Genomic DNA, 16,341 nt, shown 5'->3' on the forward strand with positions numbered 1-16,341 from the left:
GCTAGGGAGCGCCGCCGTGCGTCTCCCGGTCGGTCCTGCCGTCGCCCGGCGTCCCGTCCCCCAAGGGCTGCGGTGAACCATGCCCAGGAGGCATCGAGCATGTTCCACCGACTAGGACAATTCGTCGTTCGCCGCGCGTGGTGGGTGATCATCGCGTGGGTGATCGGGATGATCGCCATCATCATGACCGCGCCGAAGGTCAGCTCGCAGGCCGACGAGGCCTCGTTCCTGCCCAAGCACTACGAGTCCATCCAGGCCGCGCAGGTGCAGGAGCGGGCCTTCCCCGCCGCCTTCACCCCGTCCGCGCTCGCGCTCTTCGAGCGCAACGACGGCGCCGCGCTGACCGACGCCGACCAGACCGCGATGGTCAAGCTGGTCCAGGACCTGACGGCGAAGAAGATCGACGGCGTCGAGACGATCCTCCCGCCGGACAAGCAGTCCATCTCGCCCGACCACAAGTACGCGATGGCCTTGATAGCCATCGACAAGTCGAAGCAGCAGGACCAGAACCAGACGGCGGACGTGGCCAAGGCCATCCGCGACGACGGCAAGGCGCTGGCCGCCGGCACCGACCTGAAGTTCCAGCTCGGCGGCCCCGCCGCGCAGGCGCTCGACCAGAAGGACGCCTCCGGCTCGGCCGAGGGCATCATCACCATGGCCACGCTCCTGCTGGTCATCGTGATCGTCGGCATCATCTTCCGCAGCATCCTGGCCGGCCTGCTGCCGATCCTGGTCTCGCTGATGATCGCGCTGCCCGCCTCCATGGGCCTGATCAACTACGCCACCAAGGCGTTCGACCTCAAGAGCACGCCGATCCTGATGGCGATCCTGATCGTCGTCGTGCTCGGCGTCGGCACCGACTACTTCCTCTTCCTCGCCTTCCGCTACCGCGAGCGGCTGCGGGCCGGCGACGACCGCAAGGACGCCGTGGCCAACGCGGTCGGCCGGGTCGGCGAGGCGATCGCCTCCGCGGCCGGCGCCGTCACCATCGCCTTCGCCGCGCTGATCCTCTCCAGCCTCGGCATGTTCCAGGCCCTCGGCCCGGCCCTGGCCATCGCGGTGGTCGTCACCGCCCTGGCCTCGCTCACCCTGGCCCCGGCGCTGCTCGCCGTCATCCCGGCCCGCGCCGTCTTCTGGCCCGGCAAGAAGTGGATGAACGAGCCGAGCGATGCCCGGTTCGCCGCGCTCGGCCGGGTCGTCCAGAAGCGCCCGGCGCTGGCCGCCGCCGTCTCCGGCGGTGTGCTGGTCGCCCTGTCCGTGGGCGCGCTGAGCTACAACGGCCTCTTCGACATGGCCGGCAGCTCGATGCCCAAGGACAAGGAGTCGATGGTCGTCCAGGACAAGATGGCCACCGGCTTCTCCGCCGGCGCCGCCGACCCGAGCCAGGTCTACCTGAGCTCCACCGACGGCAAGAAGCTCGACCCGGCCTCCTTCCCGGCCTACGCCGACAAGCTCCAGCAGGTCGGCGGGGTGTCCAAGGTCTTCCTGCCGAGCGCCGACGCCAAGAGCATCAGCGCCGACGGCGAGACCGCCCAGTTCACCGTCATGCTCAAGGACGCCCCGGCCAGCAACGAGGCGATCAGCACGATCACCGAGCTGCGCACGGTCGCCCACGGGCAGGCCCCGGCCGGCACGGAGGCCAAGGTCGCCGGTCTCACCTCGGTGTTCAAGGACATCAACCTGGCGATGGCCCACGACTACAAGCTGGTCTTCCCGATCGCCGGGCTGCTGATCCTGCTGATCCTCGCGCTCCAGCTGCGCAGCGTGGTCGCCCCCTGGTACCTGATGGCCTCGGTCGGGCTCGGCTTCAGCGCCACGCTGGGCGCCACCACGCTGCTCTTCCAGAAGATCGGCAACGAGACCGGCCTGATGTTCATGATGCCGATCCTCATCTACCTCTTCGTGGTGGCGATCGGGACCGACTACAACATCCTGATCATCGCCCGCCTGCGCGAGGAGGCCCGCGCGGGCCGCAGCCCGCGCGAGGCGGCCCGTGAGGCGCTGCGCCACGGCGGCCCGACCGTCGCCGCGGCCGGCTTCATCCTGGCGGCCTCGTTCGGGACGTTCATGCTCGCGGGCAACACCTTCATGATGGAGTTCGGCTTCGCGATGGCCTTCGGCATCGTGCTGGCGGCCTTCGTGATGGCGATGTTCTTCACCCCGGCGCTCACCGCGCTGATCGGCAACCGCGCCTGGTGGCCCGGTCACGGCGGCACCCCGGGCCACGGTCACGGCCACGGGCAGGGTCACGGCACCGGCCCGGCGCCGGTGGCGGGTGCGCACGGCGTGCCGGAGCCGGCCGGCCGGTACTGACCGGTTCGTCCGGATGCCGGTACCGACCGGTTCGTTCGGACACGGTCGGCGCCACCGAAGGCGCGCCAACAGGCGGCGCCCCGCTTCGGCGGGGCGCCGCCTGCCCCCTTTCCGCGGCCGTCAAACGTGATCTGCCGAGCACAAAAGTCCCCGGTCAATCGGGGTGTCGCCGTGCTACGATCGACCCAGTTGCAGTTTTGGTTCCCATGAACGTATGTGTGCGCCTGCTGGTTCCAACCAACAGGCGCATTTGTTTTGTCCGGTGTTTCAGTCTCCGGATGGGGATCGCGGCTACTCCGGGGTTCACGCGGTGTGAATCCCTGATGCCCCAGTTAGAGGAGACGGTTATGGCTACCGGCACCGTGAAGTGGTTCAACAGCGAAAAGGGCTTCGGCTTCATCGAGCAGGCCGAGGGTGGCCCGGACGTGTTCGCCCACTACTCGAACATCCAGGCGAACGGCTTCCGTGAGCTCGTCGAGGGCCAGCAGGTCGAGTTCGACGTCACCCAGGGCCAGAAGGGCCCGCAGGCCGAGAACATCCGCGTCATCGCCTGACGTCAGCCTCCGCGCTGACTCGCGATCTCGCGAAGCGGGGGCCCGTACCACACGGTGCGGGCCCTCGCCCATGCCGCCGTACGGCCGGGGCGGCGATCTTCCCACCGACGGCCGACCAGTCCCTGACCGGGGCTGCCGACCGACGTACGGAGATTTCGTGACCACCCCTGCCCGCCCGCCGCGCGACCGCGCCGCCCGCAGCACCGACCAGACCCGCCGCGGCGAGAACCCGCGCCGCACCGGGAACGCCGGCCGCGCCGAGAACCCGGAGCGCGCCCGCCGCGGCGAGAACCCGCGTGCCACCGGCAACGCCGAGCGCTCGCGCAAGCCGCGCAACCGCACCGGCGCCCCCAAGAACACCCGTGCCGCGGCCGTGTCCGAGCCTGCCGACTTCACCGTCGTCGAGGGCACACCGGCCCGGCCCCCGGCGGAGACCTTCGCCGAGCTCGACCTGCCCAAGGCGATCCTCAGCGCGCTCACCCGCGAAGGCGTCACCGCGCCGTTCCCGATCCAGGGCGCCACCCTGCCGGACTCGATCGCCGGCCGCGACGTGCTCGGCCGCGGCCGCACCGGCTCCGGCAAGACCCTCGCCTTCGGCCTGCCGCTGCTCGCCCGTACCGCCGGCCGCCGCGCCGTCGCCCGGTACCCGCTGGCGCTCGTCCTGGTCCCGACCCGCGAGCTGGCCCAGCAGGTCACCGAGGCGCTCACCCCCTACGCGACCGCCGTCAACCTGCGGATCACCACCGTCGTCGGCGGCATGTCGATCAACCGGCAGTCCAACGCCGTCCGCCGCGGCACCGAGGTCCTGGTCGCCACCCCCGGCCGGCTCGACGACCTGATCGGGCGCGGCGACGTCAACCTCTCCGACGTCACCATCACGGTCCTCGACGAGGCCGACCAGATGGCGGACATGGGCTTCCTGCCGCAGGTCAGCAAGCTGCTGGAGCAGGTCGCCGAGGGCGGGCAGCGGATGCTCTTCTCCGCCACCCTGGACCGCAACGTCGACCGCCTGGTCAAGCGCTTCCTGACCGACCCGGTGACCCACTCGGTCGACCCGTCGGCCGGCGCGGTCACCACCATGGATCACCACGTCCTCCAGCTCGACCCGGCCGACAAGGCGTCGACCACCGCGCACATCGCCTCCCGCGACGGGCGGGTGATCATGTTCGTGCACACCAAGCACGGCGCCGACCGGCTGGCCAAGCAGCTGCTCGCCAACGGCGTCAGGGCCGCGGCCCTGCACGGCGGCAAGTCCCAGCCGCAGCGCAACCGGGTGCTGGACCAGTTCCGGGACGGAAACGTCACCGCGCTGATCGCCACCAACGTCGCCGCCCGCGGCATCCACATCGACGGCCTCGACCTGGTCGTCAACGTGGACCCGCCGGTCGACCACAAGGACTACCTGCACCGCGGCGGCCGCACCGCCCGGGCCGGCGAGTCCGGGACGGTCGTCACCCTCGTCCTGCCCGAGCAGCGCCGCGAGGTCAACCGGCTGATGACGGTCGCCGGCATCCGCCCCACCGTCACCAAGGTCCGTCCCGGCGACGCCGACCTCGCCAAGATCACCGGCGCCCGCACCCCCAGCGGCGTCGCGGTCGCGGTCGCCGTCCCGGTGCCCGTCGAGGCGCCCGCCGCCAAGTCCGAGGCCAAGGCCGGCAACCCGCGCCGCCGCCCCGGCAAGCGCTCCGGGCTGCCCGCCGACGTCGACATGAACGGCAACCCGCGCCGCGCCCGCCCCAAGCAGCGCCTCGGCGCCTCCGCCCAGGGCGACCGCCCCCAGGCGGCCGGCTTCATCGGCCGCTCCTCCGGCCGCGCCAAGCCCGGCAGCGGCGCCAAGACCGGCTCCAACTACGGCACCGGCCGCCAGCGCCGCACCTTCGACTGACGGTCGTCCGAGTCCCGCCGAACGGGCCCCGGGACCTCCCCGCACCAGGGGGAGGCCGCGGGGCCCGTTCCGCGTTCCGGGGCGGGGCCGACGGGCGCGACGCCGCTGCCCGCGCGGTGAAACTGCCGCCCCGGACGACGTCGCAGCCCAGCGCCGGTCACACCGGCAGCTGCCGTCGAACTGCCGTTGACGGTCGCCCACGGGCCCCCGAGCCTTTCACGTGGCCCACACATCCGTCGCACCGTCATCACGGAGCCGCGGAGGGTGAGTCGACACCACTCGCCGACCGGAAGGACGACCGTACCGATGCGCCGCACCTCCGCACTGCTGACCACCGCCCTGCTCGCCGGGGCCGCCGCCCTGGCCGCCCCGGCCACCTCCGCCCAGGCCGCGCCCGCCTGTTCCGCCCGCGTCGTGGGCTGGAACGTCCTGGGCACCTGTACCGGCCTCGACCCGATGCAGACCTGGTCCGTCACCGCCAACTGCTCCTACTGGAACGCCGAGCACACCGTGCAGTTCTTCCGCCCCGCGTTCGGCGGCGTGGCGATCGGCGACGGCAACGCGTCCGCCGCCTGCGGCATCGGCGACACCGTCATGTTCCCGCGCGTCCTCCTGGGCGCCGTGCCGCCGGCGGGCCCGACCGGCCAGATCACGGGCTACGCGAGCAAGTGCGTCGACGTGAAGGGTGCCAACGTCGGCAACGGCACCCCCGTCCAGATCTACGACTGCAACGACTCGTGGGCGCAGAAGTGGCGGATCGGCGTCGACGGCACGATCCGCGCCCTCGGCAAGTGCCTGGACGTCTCGGGCGGCGGCACCGGGAACGCCACCAAGGTCCAGATCTACGACTGCAACGGCACCGGCTCCCAGCAGTGGCAGGCCCGTCCCGACGGCTCGCTGCTCAACCCGCAGTCCGGTCGCTGCCTGGACGACCTCGGCTTCTCCACCGCCAACGGCAACCAGCTGGGCATCTGGGACTGCAACGGCGCCGACAACCAGAAGTGGAACCTGCCGGTCTGACGACCCGTCCGCTCCGCCGCCCCGGAACCCCGCCGGGGCGGCGGACCCGCGGCTCAGGGCGCCGACCCCACCCCCACCGCCGTCATGCCGGGACCGGCCGGCACCCTCTACCTGCTCTCCGGCGGCCTCGGCGCCTCCGACACCGGCCACCCGGCGGACACCTTCACCCTCCGCCGGATCTGACCGTCTCCATGGCCCTCCCCGATGTTGGTGAAGTACAGTGGTATGTACATCACCAACATCGATCGACGGAGGTGCCGAATGTCCGTGACACAGATCGACATCGACGAAGAGGCGCTGGAACGGGCGATGGCCCTGGCCGGAGTGCGCACCAAGAAGGACGCCGTCAACCTCGCGCTGCGCTTCTACGCCGATCAGCAGGAGCGCGCGGCCCGCATCGGCCGCCATTTCGAGCGGGCACGGCACTGGGGAGCCGTTGAGCACGCCGAGCGGCTGCACCGGGCCGAGAAGGACGCTCGGTGATCTACCTCCTCGACACCTCCGCACTGTTCCGGCTGCTGCGTGAGCCGAAGCTCCAGACCGCTTGGTACGACGCGATCGACGCCGGGTCGATCGCGTCGTGCTATCCGCAGCGGGCCGAGTTCCTCTACAGCGCGTGCGACGGCCGGGAGTACGACGAGATCTCCGAGATGTTCGCCGAGCTCTACCCGGATGTCTCGGTGCCCAAGAGCGCGGGCCGTTGGATCGACACGGTGCAACGGCGGATGGCGCTCGCCGGGCAGCACCGGAGCGCCTCCGCCGTGGACCTCGTGATCGCGGCGACGGCCGCGTACCACGGACTCACGGTTCTCCACGACGACGCGGACTACCGGACCGTGGCGCGGCATGCCGCCGACCTCGGTGAGCACAGCGTGCTGGACCACGCCTGAGCCGGCGCCGGGATCAGGCGGTGCGGGCCGGGGCCGTCAGTGCGGCCCGGCGCGCGGCGTCGTAGCGCTCCAGCAGCAGGGTGGCGAGTTCGGGGGCGGGGCCGAGCACGCCGGCCACGACGTCCGCCCCGGCGGCTCCGGACGTCCCGGTCGCGGCCTCGGCGATGCGGTCGGGCAGCAGGCCCGGGGCCAGCAGGTAGGGGGAGACGGCGGTACGGGCGACGCCGGCGGCGCGCAGGGCGGTCAGGGCGTCCGGGACGCGCGGGCCGCCCGCGGAGGCGTAGGCCACCTCGACGGCCGCCCAGCCCCGGCTGCGGCGCCACTCGGCGGCCGCCGCGCGGGTGGCGGCGTCGGCGGCCGGGTCGGAGGAGCCGGCTGCCGCGAGCACGACGCCGGTCCGGGCCCGGACGGCGGGCGAGGCGAGGTCGGGCCCGGCCTCGGCCAGCCGCCGGTCCAGCGCGGCGAGCAGCAGCGGGGAGGGGCCGAGCACGTCCGCCACCGGCAGCCGGGAGCCGGCGGCACGCAGCGCGGCGGGGACGTCGTGCTTGGCGTGGTACGCCCGGTTGAGCAGCAGCGGGACGGCCACCGCGTCGTCGAGCCGCCCCACCACCTGCGGGATGCGCGGTGCGCAGTGGTCCAGGTACGCGGTGGCGACCTCCAGCCCGGGGCGCTGCGCCCGCACCCCGTCGACGAGCGCGGCGACCGTGGCGGCGTGCCGCGGATCGCGGCTGCCGTGCGCGATGAGGAGGAGTGCGGGCATGGCGGGAGTCCTTGCTCGGTGTTACTTGGAGGTGGCCAGCAGGCCGCGGTTGCGCAGCACCCGGCGCTCGACCGGGGTGAAGACCAGCAGCTCGATGGCGATGCCGACGAACAGGATGAGGATGATGCCGAGCAGCACCCCGGACATGTCGGAGAACTCGCGCTGGTCCTCCAGGAACCGGCCCAGGCCGCGGCCGAGGTCGGGGGAGGAGGCGACCAGTTCGGCGGCCATCAGGGAGCGCCAGGAGAACGCCCAGCCCTGCTTGAGCCCGGCCAGGTAGCCGGGCAGCGCGGCGGGGATCAGGACGTGCCGGGCGCCGGTGAGGCCGGTGGCGCCGATGGTGCGACCGGCGCGCAGGAACAGCGGCGGCACCTGGTCGATGCCGGCGACCAGGCCGTTGGCGATGGAGGGGACGGCGCCGAGCAGGATGACCGCGTACATCATCTGGTCGTTGATGCCGAGCCAGATGACCGCGGCCGGCACCCAGGCGACCGAGGGCAGCGACTGCAGGCCCTGCAGGACCGGTCCGATGGCGGTGCGCACCGGGCGGACCCGGGCGACGACCAGCCCGATCGGGGTACCGATGACGACGGCGAGCAGGAAGCCGGACAGGCCGCGCCAGACGCTGGTCCAGATGATCGAGAACAGGGTGCCCTGGTACCAGAGGTCCTGGGCGGAGTGCCACACGTCCGTCGGGCTGGGCAGCTTGTAGGAGGAGGTGAGGTGCAGGCTGTACGCGCCCTGCCACAGGGCGAGCACCACGAGGACGCCGATCAGTGGCGGCAGCGCCTTGGTCCGCAACGCCTCGCCGAGCGAGCCGCGCTGGGCCGAGACGGTGTCGAGGGCGTCCAGGCCGGCGCCGACGCCCGCGGTGTCGGTGGCGGCCTTGCGCAACTCCAGGACCGGGGTGGTGTCAGTGCTGGCCATGGCGACGGATCTCCCCACGCAGTTCTTCGGTGATCTCGATGGACAGGTCGGCGACGCCGGAGGACTCGATGCGGCGCGGCTGCGGCAGGTCGATCCGCCACTCGCGGGCGACCCGGCCGGGGCGCGAGGAGAGCAGGACGACGCGCTGGGCGAGCCGCACGGCCTCGCGCACGTTGTGGGTGACGAACAGGACGGACAACTGCCGTTCGGCCCAGATCCGGGTGATCTCGTCGTGCAGCACGTCGCGGGTGATGGCGTCCAGCGCGGCGAACGGCTCGTCCATCAGCAGCACCTTGCTGCCCTGGGCGAGCGCGCGGGCCATCGCGACGCGCTGGCGCATGCCGCCGGACAGCTCGTGCACGCGCTTGCCGTACGAGCCGCCCAGGCGGACGAGTTCGAGCAGGCGCTCGGCCTCGGCGCGGCGCTCCGGGCGGGGGACGCCGGCGAGCTTGAGGGCGAGTTCGATGTTGCGGCCGGCGGTGAGCCAGGGGAACAGCGCGTGCTCCTGGAACATCAGCGCGGGGCGGCCGCCGGGCACCTCGATGGCGCCCGCGGTGGGCTTGTCGAGGCCGGCGACCAGGTTGAGCAGGGTGGACTTGCCGCAGCCCGAGGCGCCGAGCAGCGTGACGAACTCACCGGGCGCGACATCGAGGGTGATGTCGTCCAGGACGTGGGTCTGCGCGCCCGGGCGGCCGAAGGACTTGTGCACGTGTGAGATCCGGACGGCGGGCGCGGCGCCGCCGGCGTCGGCACCGGCGGCGTCCGCCGAGGTGGTCAGTGCCGGGGTCATCCGGACACCTCCTGCGTGAGTGGTCAGAGGCTGGCGAGGTGGGGCCGGGGTCCGGCCCCGCCCGCCCCGGTGGGCATCGATCGGGGATCGACCGGGTGGGCGGGGGTCCGGACCGCGGAGTCGGGGGCGGACCGCGGCGCTACTTGCCGCCGAGTCCGGCGTCCGCCACGGGCCCCTGGCCCTTGGCCGCGAGCACCTTGTTGAGCAGGGTGAGGTCGTAGATGCCGTTCAGGTTGGGCTTCTTGAGCAGCCCGGCGGTCACGGCGTGGTCGGCCTCGGCCTGCAGGGTGCCGGCCAGCGGGTCGTCGAGGAAGTCGATGTCGGCCCAGGCCGGGTCGAGGACGGCCGGCTCCAGCGCGTTGCCGGCCTCCTTCTTGATCGCCTCGTTGGCGTCGGCCTTGGCCTTGTCCGGGTCGGCCTTGATGAAGGCGTTGGTGTTCACCGAACCGCGCAGCACGGCCTCCACCACGTCCGGGTGCTCCGTGAGGAACTTCTGCGAGACGATGATGTTGGTGATCACGAACTTCTTGTCCGGCCAGACGTCCTTCTCGTTGAGCAGGACCTTCGCGCCGAGGGTGACCAGCTTGGAGGCGGTGGGCTCGGGCACCCAGGCGCCGTCGATGGAGCCCTGCCGGTAGGCGTCGGGGGCGACCTTGTTGTCGGTGCGCACCACCGAGACGTCGCCCGCGCCGGTCGCCGCGTCGATCTTGTAGCCCTTGCCCGCCAGGTAGTTGAGCAGTGCCACGTCCTGGGTGTTGCCCAGTTGCGGGGTGGCTATCTTCTTGCCCTTGAGGTCGTCCAGCGAGGAGATCTTGTCCGGGTTGACCACCAGCTTGACCCCGCCGGAGGCCGAACCGCCGATGATCTTCAGGGACTTGCCGTCGGACTTGGTGTAGCCGTTGATCGCGGGGGAGGGGCCGATCCAGCCGATGTCGATCGACCCGGCGTTGAGCGCCTCGATCTCGGACGGGCCCGCGTTGAAGACCTGGGTCTTGATCTGGGTGGCGCCCAACTCCTTCTGGAACAGTCCCTCCTGGAGGCCGACCAGCGCGGTGCCGTGGGTCAGGTTGGCGAAGTAGCCGATCTTCACGGTGTCCGCGGAGAGCCTCGCGCCGGAGGCGGCGGCCGAGCCGGCGGTGGAGTCGGCGGCGTTGGACTTCCTGTCGTCCGCCTTGGAGCCGTAGCTGCAGGCCGACAGCAGGGTCACGGCGGTCAGGCCGGCCACCGCGGCCACGGCGGAGCGTCTGATCCGGCCGGCGTTCGGGCGGACCGGCCTATGCGAGAGGGCGCTGCGGGCGGGTGCCTGGTTCGATGCCAAGGGTGGGTCCTGTTCACGGACGGACCGGCAGGAGGCGGTCCTGGGGCGGAAGGTCTGGTGTGGTGCTTGCGGCATCGTCGATGCCGGGCAAGCCGGGCCGGCTGCGGGGGAGCCGGCCCGGTGACGGGGCGTTCTCAGCCCCGTCGGCCCACACATCGGGTCAGGCCGCCCTGGCCGCTGCCGAGGACGCCGCTGCCGATGCGGCCGCCTTCCTTGTCCATGCCCGAGAACGCCTCGCTGGGCATCAGACCCAGTCCTCCTCAGCGGGTTCGGTGGCGCGTACGGTCGCGAAGGCCTCGCCCGCCATGCCGGCGGTGAGGGTGGTGCCGTCGGCCGGGTCGATCAGCAGGAACGAGCCGGTGCGGCGGTTGTCGCTGTAGGTGTCGAGCGCCAGCGGCTCGGCGGTGCGCAGCACCACGTGGCCGATGTCGTTGACGTTCAACCCCTCGGCGCCGCTTCGCCGTTCGAGCGTGTCGATGTCGATGCGGTAGGAGATCTCCTTGACGAGGGCTCGCACGGTGCGGGTGGTGTGCTTGAGCAGCACCTTGTCCCCGGCGCGCAGCGGGCGCTCGTTGAGGTGGCTGACGGTGGCCTCGATGTCCTTGGTGGGGACGGGGGCCGGGCCGGCCGCGAGCAGGTCGCCGCGGGAGACGTCGAGGTCGTCGGCGAGGCGGACGGTGACGGACTGGGGCGCCCAGGCGAGCCGCGTCTCCCGGCCGAGCGCGTCGATCCCGGCGACGGTGGTGGTGTGGCCCGAGGGCAGGACCGTCACGGCGTCGCCGACCCGCAGCACGCCGGAGGCCAACTGGCCCGCGTAGCCGCGGTAGTCGGGGTGCTCCTCGCTCTGCGGGCGGATCACGTACTGGACCGGGAAGCGGGCCGGCTCGGCGCTCGGGTCGCTGCCGACCGGGACGGTCTCCAGGTGCTCCAGCAGGGTCGGGCCGCCGTACCAGTCCATGTGCGCGGACGGTTCGACGACGTTGTCCCCGGCGAGGGCGGAGATCGGTACGGCCACCACGTCGCCCACGCCGAGCGAGGCGGCGTAGGCGGTGAACTCCTCGGCGATGGAGGCGAAGACGGGCTCCGCGTACTCGACCAGGTCCATCTTGTTGACGGCCAGCACCACGTGCGGCACCCGCAGCAGCGCGGCGACGGCGGCGTGCCGGCGGGTCTGCTCGACGACGCCGTTGCGCGCGTCGACCAGGACGACGGCGAGTTCGGCGGTGGAGGCGCCGGTCACCATGTTGCGGGTGTACTGCACGTGCCCGGGGGTGTCGGCGAGAATGAACCGCCGCCGGGGGGTGGCGAAGTAGCGGTAGGCGACGTCGATGGTGATGCCCTGCTCGCGCTCGGCGCGCAGGCCGTCGGTGAGCAGCGCGAGGTCGGGCGCGTCCTGGCCGCGGCCCAGGGAGACGCGCTCGACGGCCTCCAGCTGGTCGGCGAGCACCGACTTGGAGTCGTGCAGGAGGCGGCCGACCAGGGTGGACTTGCCGTCGTCGACGGATCCGGCGGTGGCGAAGCGCAGCAGGGAGGTGGCGGTGGTTTCCTGGACGGTGCTCATTTAGAAGTATCCCTCGCGCTTGCGGTCTTCCATCGCGGCCTCGGACAGCTTGTCGTCGGCCCGCGTGGCGCCGCGTTCGGTGAGGCGGCTGGCGGCGATCTCGGCGATCACGGCCTGGATGTCGGTGGCGTCGGAGTCGACGGCGCCGGTGCAGGACATGTCGCCGACGGTGCGGTAGCGGATCAGCCGCCGCTCGACGGGCTCGTCGTCCTTGGGGCCGCCCCACTGGCCGGCGGTCAGCCACATGCCGCCGCGGGAGAAGACGTCGCGCTCGTGGGCGTAGTAGATCTCCGGGAGGTCGATGCCCTCGCGCTCGATGTACTGCCAGACGTCCAGCTCGGTCCAGTTGGACAGCGGGAAGACGCGGACGTGTTCGCCGACCGCGTGGCGGCCGTTGTAGAGGGACCACAGCTCGGGGCGCTGGCGGCGCGGGTCCCAGGCGCCGAACTCGTCGCGCAGGGAGAAGACGCGCTCCTTGGCGCGGGCCTTCTCCTCGTCGCGGCGTCCGCCGCCGAACACCGCGTCGAAGCGGCCCTTCTCGATGGCGTCGAGCAGCGGGACGGTCTGCAGCGGGTTGCGGGTGCCGTCCGGGCGCTCGCGCAGCCGGCCGTCGTCGATGAAGTCCTGGACGTGGGCGACGTGCAGGCGCAGGTTGTGCTCGGCGACGACGCGGTCGCGGTAGGCGATGACCTCGGGGAAGTTGTGCCCGGTGTCGACGTGCAGAAGGGAGAAGGGCACGGCGGCCGGGTGGAAGGCCTTGAGTGCCAGGTGCAGCATGACGATGGAGTCCTTGCCGCCGGAGAACAGGATCACCGGGCGCTCGAACTCCCCCGCGACCTCGCGGAAGACGTGCACCGACTCGGCCTCCAGCGCGTCCAGGTGGGACAGCGCGTACGGCGTGTCGTCGGTGCGGACCGGGCTGTCGGTCGCGGTGGTCATGCCAGACCCCTCTCGGTCAGGAAGGCGTGCAGCTCGGCGGCGGACTCGGCGACCGTGCGGCCCTGCGTCCGGATCCGCAGCTCCGGCTTCTCCGGAGCCTCGTACGGGTCGTCCACGCCGGTGAGCCCGGCGATCTCGCCGGCGGCCTGCTTGGCGTACAGGCCCTTGACGTCGCGTTCGGCGCACAGCTCGACCGGGGTGGCGACGTGGATCTCCAGGAACTCGGTGCCGGCCGCGACGTGCCGCCCGCGCACCGCGGCGCGGGAGTCGGCGAACGGGGCGATCACCGGGGCGAGCACCTTGACGCCGTTGGCGGCGAGCTTCTCGGCGACGAAGCCGATCCGGGTGACGTTGGTGTGTCGGTCCTCGCGGGTGAAGCCGAGGCCCTTGGAGAGGAACTCGCGGATCTCGTCGCCGTCCAGGACCTCGACCTTGTGGCCCTCGGCGCGCAGCCGCTCGGCCAGGGCGAAGGCGAGCGTGGTCTTGCCCGCGCTCGGCAGCCCGGTCAGCCACACGGTGGCGCCGCGCTCGCAGGGGGCGGCCGCGGGGGCCGCCTCCGCGGCTCCGTCGGCGGCGGCCGGGGTGTCGGCTGTGGTCACTTTTCGAAGTCCTTAGGGAGTAGGTGGCAGGTGGTCAGAGGTGGATGCCGCACTCGGTCTTGCCGGATCCGGACCAGCGGCCGGCCCGGGCGTCCTCGCCCTCGGCGGGCTTGCGGGTGCAGGACAGCGGCGAGCAGCCGATCGAGGTGTAGCCCTCCCACAACAGCGGGTTGAGCAGCACCCCGTGGGCGGCGACGTAGGCGTCCACGTCCTCCTGCGTCCACCGGGCGATCGGGGCGATCTTGACCTTGCGGCGCCTGGCGTCCCAGGAGACCACCGGGGTGTTCGCCCGGCTCGGGGACTCGTCGCGGCGAAGCCCGGTGGCCCAGGCGTCGTAGCCGCCGAGGCCGCGGTTGAGCGGCTCGACCTTGCGCAGCGAGCAGCACAGGTCCGGGTCGCGGTCGTGCAGGTTCGGACCGTGCTCCGCGTCCTGCTCGGCGACGGTGCGCAGCGGCGTGAGGGTGATGACGTTGACCGGCATGGTCGCGGCCACCGCGTCGCGGGTGCCGATGGTCTCCGGGAAGTGGTAGCCGGTGTCCAGGAACACGACGTCCACGCCGGGGAACACCGAGGAGGCGAGGTGGGCGACGACCGCGTCCTCCATCGAGGAGGTGACGCAGAAGCGCTTGCCGAAGGTGTCGGCGGCCCAGGCCAGGATCTCCTGGGGCGTCGCCTCCTCCAGCTCGCGGCCGGCCCGGACGGCCGCCTCCTCGTGATCAATCACGTTGCTCATGTGACGCACCCCCGTGGTTCGTCGGAGACAGCAGGCCGAGGAACTTCACCTGGAAGGCGCGGCGGCAGCCGTGGCATTCCCAGGCCCCGTGCCCGGCCTCCGAGGGGCGCAGGTCCTCGTCCCCGCAGTAGGGGCAGAAGAACGGGGCGGCGCGTTCACTCACGACAGCTGCTCCTCGCCGGCGCGGGCCGCCCACTGGGCGAAGCGCTCGCCCTCGGTGCGGTCGGCCTGGTAGCGGGTCAGGAGGCGCTCGACGTAGTCGGGCAGGCCCTCCTTGGTGACCTTGAGGCCGCGGACCTTGCGGCCGAAGCCGGCCTCCAGGCCGAGCGCGCCGCCCAGGTGCACCTGGTAGCCCTCGACCTGCTCGCCGTTCTCGTCCGTGACCAGCTGGCCCTTGAGGCCGATGTCGGCGACCTGGATGCGGGCGCAGGCGTTCGGGCAGCCGTTGATGTTGATGGTCAGCGGCTCGGCGAAGTCCGGCAGGCGCTTCTCCAGTTCGTCGATGAGCGTGCGGCCGCGCTCCTTGGTCTCGACGATGGCGAGCTTGCAGTACTCGATGCCGGTGCAGGCCATGGTGCCGCGGCGGAACGGCGACGGGGTGACCCGCAGGTCCAGTGCCTCCAGACCGGCCACCACCGCGTCGACCTGGTCCTCGGCGACGTCGAGGACCAGCATCTTCTGCTCGGCGGTGGTGCGCAGCCGGTCGCTGCCGTGCGCGGCGGCGAGGTCGGCGATCCGACCCAGCAGCCGGCCGTCGACGCGGCCGACGCGCGGCGCGAAGCCGATGTAGTACCTGCCGTCCTGCTGCCGGTGGACACCGACGTGGTCGCGCCAGCGGCCGCTGGGCTCCTGCGGCGCGGGGCCGTCGACCAGCCGGTACTTGAGGTACTCGTCCTCCAGCACCTGACGGAACTTCTCCACGCCCCAGTCGGCGACCAGGAACTTCAGCCGGGCGCGGTTGCGCAGCCGGCGGTAGCCGTAGTCGCGGAAGATGCCGATGACGCCGCCGTAGACGTCGGCCACCTCGTCCAGCGGGACCCAGGCGCCCAGGCGCACGCCCAGCTTGGGGTTGGTGGAGAGGCCGCCGCCGACCCACAGGTCGAAGCCGGGGCCGTGCTCGGGGTGGACCACGCCGACGAAGGCGACGTCGTTGATCTCGTGCGCGACGTCCAGCAGCGGGGAGCCGGAGACGGCGGACTTGAACTTGCGCGGCAGGTTGGAGAAGTCCGGGTTGCCGATGAAGCGCCGCTGGATCTCCTCGATGGCCGGGGTGCCGTCGATGATCTCGTCCTCGGCGATGCCGGCCACCGGGGAGCCGAGGATGACGCGCGGGGTGTCGCCGCAGGCCTCGGTGGTGGACAGGCCGACGGCCTCCAGCTTCTGCCAGATCGCCGGGACGTCCTCGATCCGGATCCAGTGGTACTGGACGTTCTGTCGGTCGGTCAGGTCGGCGGTGTTGCGGGCGTACTGCTCGGAGACCTCGGCGATCGCCTTCAGCTGGGCGACCGTCAGCCGGCCGCCGTCGATGCGCACGCGCAGCATGAAGTACTCGGCGTCGAGCTCGTGCGGGTCCAGGATCGCGGTCTTGCCGCCGTCGATGCCCTCCTTGCGCTGGGTGTACAGACCCCACCAGCGCATCCGGCCGCGCAGGTCGGCGGGGTCGATCGAGTCGAAGCCGCGGTGCGCGTAGATCGTCTCAATACGTGTCCGCACATTGAGACCGTCATCGTCCTTCTTGAACTGCTCGTTGGCGTTCAGAGGAGTGAAGTGGCCCATGCCCCACTGGCCCTCGCCGCGGTGGCGGGTCGCCTTGCGCGTCGCCGCGGGGCGGCGCGCGGCGGCGCGGTCGGCCGTGGGCTCGGCGGTCTCGGGAGTGGTGGCCATGGTGAAGTCCTTCGAGGCAGGTGGCTCTGACGCCGGGTGGGTCGCTGGGCGTGCTCGGCGGTGCGCTGCTGCTGTGACCTGCGGGTATTCCCAGGGCCGGGAGAGCAGTGACCGTGACCGGGCGGGCGCCTGCACGTCCGATTCAGCGGGGACGGCGAGGAGGGTGGC

The 16,341-nt window shown here is 72.1% G+C and carries 16 protein-coding genes; 6 read left to right on the plus strand and 10 right to left on the minus strand.

The features are described 5' to 3' along the window. Positions 1-99 precede the first annotated feature (99 nt). From ACIO5E_RS02970 to ACIO5E_RS02995, 6 genes are all read left to right on the plus strand, one after another. Complete coding sequence (locus ACIO5E_RS02970) at positions 100-2,313, plus strand: MMPL family transporter (RefSeq protein WP_400662880.1); 2,214 nt, start codon at positions 100-102, stop codon at positions 2,311-2,313. A 347-nt stretch (positions 2,314-2,660) separates the two neighbouring features. Then, positions 2,661-2,867, plus strand: a complete 207-nt coding sequence (locus ACIO5E_RS02975) for a cold-shock protein (RefSeq protein WP_400662883.1) — start codon at positions 2,661-2,663, stop codon at positions 2,865-2,867. A gap of 157 nt (positions 2,868-3,024) precedes the next feature. Then, positions 3,025-4,752, plus strand: a complete 1,728-nt coding sequence (locus ACIO5E_RS02980; RefSeq protein WP_400662886.1) for a DEAD/DEAH box helicase — start codon at positions 3,025-3,027, stop codon at positions 4,750-4,752. Between the two features lie 306 nt (positions 4,753-5,058). After that, positions 5,059-5,772, plus strand: a complete 714-nt coding sequence (locus tag ACIO5E_RS02985; RefSeq protein ID WP_400662888.1) for a ricin-type beta-trefoil lectin domain protein — start codon at positions 5,059-5,061, stop codon at positions 5,770-5,772. 261 nt (positions 5,773-6,033) lie between these two features. Next, positions 6,034-6,255 (plus strand): type II toxin-antitoxin system VapB family antitoxin, encoded by a 222-nt coding sequence (locus ACIO5E_RS02990; protein ID WP_400662891.1) that lies wholly within the window; start codon positions 6,034-6,036, stop codon positions 6,253-6,255. Further along, the gene (locus ACIO5E_RS02995) at positions 6,252-6,662 is read left to right on the plus strand and encodes a PIN domain-containing protein (protein ID WP_400662894.1); all 411 of its coding nucleotides are present in this window, start codon (positions 6,252-6,254) and stop codon (positions 6,660-6,662) included. Before ACIO5E_RS02990 ends, ACIO5E_RS02995 begins: the two co-directional genes overlap by 4 nt. A 13-nt stretch (positions 6,663-6,675) precedes the next feature. Here ACIO5E_RS02995 and ACIO5E_RS03000 read toward each other — a convergent pair whose 3' ends face one another. From ACIO5E_RS03000 to ACIO5E_RS03045, 10 genes are all read right to left on the minus strand, one after another. Continuing rightward, entirely contained in the window at positions 6,676-7,422 is a 747-nt protein-coding gene (locus ACIO5E_RS03000; RefSeq protein ID WP_400662896.1) for a sirohydrochlorin chelatase, read from the minus strand. A 21-nt stretch (positions 7,423-7,443) separates the two neighbouring features. After that, a complete protein-coding gene (locus ACIO5E_RS03005) occupies positions 7,444-8,349 on the minus strand; it encodes an ABC transporter permease (protein ID WP_400662899.1) in 906 nt (301 codons plus the stop codon). After that, positions 8,336-9,139, minus strand: coding sequence for an ABC transporter ATP-binding protein (locus ACIO5E_RS03010; RefSeq protein WP_400662902.1), 804 nt, complete (start codon positions 9,137-9,139; stop codon positions 8,336-8,338). Before ACIO5E_RS03010 ends, ACIO5E_RS03005 begins: the two co-directional genes overlap by 14 nt. A 139-nt stretch (positions 9,140-9,278) precedes the next feature. Next, on the minus strand, positions 9,279-10,373 hold the full coding sequence (locus tag ACIO5E_RS03015) for an aliphatic sulfonate ABC transporter substrate-binding protein (RefSeq protein WP_400662905.1): 1,095 nt from the start codon (positions 10,371-10,373) through the stop codon (positions 9,279-9,281). 328 nt (positions 10,374-10,701) lie between these two features. After that, on the minus strand, positions 10,702-12,018 hold the full coding sequence (locus tag ACIO5E_RS03020; RefSeq protein WP_400662907.1) for a sulfate adenylyltransferase subunit 1: 1,317 nt from the start codon (positions 12,016-12,018) through the stop codon (positions 10,702-10,704). Beyond that, on the minus strand, positions 12,019-12,957 hold the full coding sequence (gene cysD / locus ACIO5E_RS03025; RefSeq protein WP_400662909.1) for a sulfate adenylyltransferase subunit CysD: 939 nt from the start codon (positions 12,955-12,957) through the stop codon (positions 12,019-12,021). Next, the gene (gene cysC, locus ACIO5E_RS03030) at positions 12,954-13,556 is read right to left on the minus strand and encodes an adenylyl-sulfate kinase (protein WP_400662912.1); all 603 of its coding nucleotides are present in this window, start codon (positions 13,554-13,556) and stop codon (positions 12,954-12,956) included. The genes cysD and cysC overlap by 4 nt, the downstream gene beginning before the upstream one ends. Positions 13,557-13,590: 34 nt before the next feature. Next, positions 13,591-14,289, minus strand: coding sequence for a phosphoadenylyl-sulfate reductase (locus tag ACIO5E_RS03035; RefSeq protein WP_400662914.1), 699 nt, complete (start codon positions 14,287-14,289; stop codon positions 13,591-13,593). After that, positions 14,273-14,452, minus strand: a complete 180-nt coding sequence (locus tag ACIO5E_RS03040; protein WP_400662926.1) for a hypothetical protein — start codon at positions 14,450-14,452, stop codon at positions 14,273-14,275. The genes ACIO5E_RS03035 and ACIO5E_RS03040 overlap by 17 nt, the downstream gene beginning before the upstream one ends. Then, a complete protein-coding gene (locus ACIO5E_RS03045; protein WP_400662929.1) occupies positions 14,449-16,173 on the minus strand; it encodes a nitrite/sulfite reductase in 1,725 nt (574 codons plus the stop codon). The genes ACIO5E_RS03040 and ACIO5E_RS03045 overlap by 4 nt, the downstream gene beginning before the upstream one ends. Positions 16,174-16,341 lie beyond the last annotated feature (168 nt).

The sequence above is a fragment of the Kitasatospora sp. NPDC087314 genome (genome assembly GCF_044744365.1).
Lineage (GTDB): Bacteria > Actinomycetota > Actinomycetes > Streptomycetales > Streptomycetaceae > Kitasatospora.

Coding starts and splice junctions, on each gene's coding strand:
- ACIO5E_RS02970 (WP_400662880.1), top strand. CDS start 100: ATGTTCCACCGACTAGGACAATTCGTCGTTCGCCGCGCGTGGTGGGTG.
- ACIO5E_RS02975 (WP_400662883.1), top strand. CDS start 2,661: ATGGCTACCGGCACCGTGAAGTGGTTCAACAGCGAAAAGGGCTTCGGC.
- ACIO5E_RS02985 (WP_400662888.1), top strand. CDS start 5,059: ATGCGCCGCACCTCCGCACTGCTGACCACCGCCCTGCTCGCCGGGGCC.
- ACIO5E_RS02990 (WP_400662891.1), top strand. CDS start 6,034: ATGTCCGTGACACAGATCGACATCGACGAAGAGGCGCTGGAACGGGCG.
- ACIO5E_RS03000 (WP_400662896.1), bottom strand. CDS start 7,422: ATGCCCGCACTCCTCCTCATCGCGCACGGCAGCCGCGATCCGCGGCAC.
- ACIO5E_RS03005 (WP_400662899.1), bottom strand. CDS start 8,349: ATGGCCAGCACTGACACCACCCCGGTCCTGGAGTTGCGCAAGGCCGCC.
- ACIO5E_RS03010 (WP_400662902.1), bottom strand. CDS start 9,139: ATGACCCCGGCACTGACCACCTCGGCGGACGCCGCCGGTGCCGACGCC.
- ACIO5E_RS03020 (WP_400662907.1), bottom strand. CDS start 12,018: ATGAGCACCGTCCAGGAAACCACCGCCACCTCCCTGCTGCGCTTCGCC.
- cysD (WP_400662909.1), bottom strand. CDS start 12,957: ATGACCACCGCGACCGACAGCCCGGTCCGCACCGACGACACGCCGTAC.
- ACIO5E_RS03035 (WP_400662914.1), bottom strand. CDS start 14,289: ATGAGCAACGTGATTGATCACGAGGAGGCGGCCGTCCGGGCCGGCCGC.
- ACIO5E_RS03045 (WP_400662929.1), bottom strand. CDS start 16,173: ATGGCCACCACTCCCGAGACCGCCGAGCCCACGGCCGACCGCGCCGCC.